Source organism: bacterium (assembly GCA_035530055.1).
Lineage (GTDB): Bacteria > UBA6262 > WVXT01 > WVXT01 > WVXT01 > WVXT01.
The window spans coordinates 1-2060 of record DATKVN010000056.1; the positions used below are offsets into that span (position 1 = coordinate 1).

General features: G+C 43.3%; 3 protein-coding genes. All 3 read right to left on the reverse strand.

Annotated elements, in window-relative coordinates; all coding sequences use genetic code 11:
- The coding region (locus tag VMW39_04860) for a response regulator (GenBank protein HUW23340.1) at nucleotides 1-646 on the reverse strand (646 nt) is incomplete at its 3' end.
- A gap of 31 nt (nucleotides 647-677) precedes the next feature.
- The gene (locus VMW39_04865; GenBank protein ID HUW23341.1) at nucleotides 678-1610 is read right to left on the reverse strand and encodes a response regulator; all 933 of its coding nucleotides are present in this window, start codon (nucleotides 1608-1610) and stop codon (nucleotides 678-680) included.
- Between the two features lie 285 nt (nucleotides 1611-1895).
- Nucleotides 1896-2060: ATP-binding protein (locus VMW39_04870; GenBank protein HUW23342.1), on the reverse strand; the 165-nt coding region annotated here is incomplete at its 5' end.

Below are 2060 nucleotides of genomic sequence, written 5' to 3' on the forward strand. Positions count from 1 at the left end.
CTACCTTCTTCCCCTCTTCCCCCAGCTTCTCCCTCAAATGGCGCACGTGGACATCCACAGTTCTTGTGCCACCGAGATATTCGTATCCCCAGATATTTTCAATGAGAAAAGTTCTGCTGAGCACTTTGCCCTTTTTTTTCATTAACAGATAAAGCAGATTAAACTCTTTTGGTGTAAGGTCGATTTTTTTATCCATTACATATACCATATGTTCAGTTGAATCGAGCCTAATCTCTCCAGACACCAGAACCTCTCCGGGCTCGCCTGCATAGAGAATCCTTCTTAGAACAGCCCTCGTTCTGGCCACCAGTTCAGCTGTACTGAAAGGCTTGGTCATATAGTCGTCAGCTCCTGCTTCCAACCCAGCAATCTTGTCAGTCTCAGTCGATTTTACAGTCAACATGATAATGGGAATAGAACTCGTTTTTTTATCTCGCTTCAAAATACGACAAACCTCTATACCTCCGATACCCGGGAGATTCAAATCTAAAATTATGAGGTCGGGATTAGATTCTTTGACCTTCTTGATAGCAAGATCAGCATTGCGTGCCGAAATGACAAAGTAATTATTCCGTTCTAATACATCTTTGACCAGTTCCACAAGGTCTGGTTCATCATCGACCACTAAAATCTTCTGTTTTGCCACAACCACTCCTCCTATCTCATTATGGTGATTTCTATTTTATTCTCCTGTCTATTATGTAATTGCTCCCCTCAAGAGACTTTATATGCTTCTTTAACTCAGCACCTACTGCTACAATCTGTCCTTTATGGCTAAATTTCCTTCTCGTATTGGTTACTACACCAATGGTTATGGTCATTATGGGAAACTTATTTGTGTTCCCCTGTCTGTCTTTCCCTGTGATGTATCCCTTGATTCGGTCTTTTGATGAATAGAATTTAAGAATCTTTTTATCAAACGATTTAATAATCGCAGAACAGATTAAATCGATTTTATCCGGCGTAGTAATGGCGATGAAGTCGTCTCCGCCAATATGCCCGATAAAATCTTCAGGATTGCCCATCTCTTTTATATATTCGATAATTATCCTGGCTGTCTGCTGGATTACTTTATCCCCGAGTTCGAAGCTATACCTGTCGTTAAAAGCCTTAAAATTGTCAAGGTCGAAATAGAGCACTGCGAAAAGTCTGTCGCCGTCGATACGCTCTTCGATATCCTCAATGATTGCGGTATTGCCAGGAAGACGAGTGAGCGGGTTTGCTTCCAAGCCTCGCAGTGTGCGTTTGAGCACCATCTTCACCCTGGCTAAGAGAACACCCGGCCGGAAAGGCTTTACTATATAGTCATCAGCACCGATGCCCAACCCTTTAATTTCATCTTTCTCTCCTCCTTTAACTGTTAACATAATGATGGGAATATTGGACAGGAGGAGATCTCCTCTTATCTCCCGGCAAACCTGATATCCGTCTACCTTGGGCATCAAAATGTCCAGGAGAATCAAATCGGGAGATTCGGTATAGACTTTTTCTAGTGCCTCCTTAGCGTTGTAAGCAGGAATAACCTTATATCCTCCTGATTCCAGGATATCCCTGATCAGTTCCACTACATACTTTTCATCATCAACAACTAAGATTTTCCTTTTAGCCATAAAAGTTCCCTCTCTCTAAAGCAGAGTTTCACTCTTTAGCTACGCTATTTAGAAGATAGTTTGTGAAGAGCACTTGGAATTTTAGCCAAAAAACGAGGACAAGTGTTCCCCTTCGGGAACACTTCCATAGGGGTTTCTCCCCTCTGGATTCATCGGGACAGCGACCCCTTTATTTTTGCACCCTCGAGAGTCGTTGCGAGGAAACGAAGCGACCGAAGCAATCTCGAGATTGCCACGGCTTCGCCTCGCAATGACATCTTCTAAACTTTCAAGCGAACAATTTACTTATGCCTTGGGCAGAGTGAAGACGAACTTGCTACCTTTCCCCAATTCACTTTCCACCCATATCTTCCCACCCTGTGCCTCCACTATACCTTTAGAGATTGCCAACCCTAAACCAGGCCCCTTCAATTCTTCCATCACTGTCTCATCTTCCAGAGTCAACCTGCG

Excerpts from the sequence above, each read along its gene's own strand:
- VMW39_04865 (HUW23341.1), bottom strand. The coding sequence starts at position 1,610 with ATGGCTAAAAGGAAAATCTTAGTTGTTGATGATGAAAAGTATGTAGTG.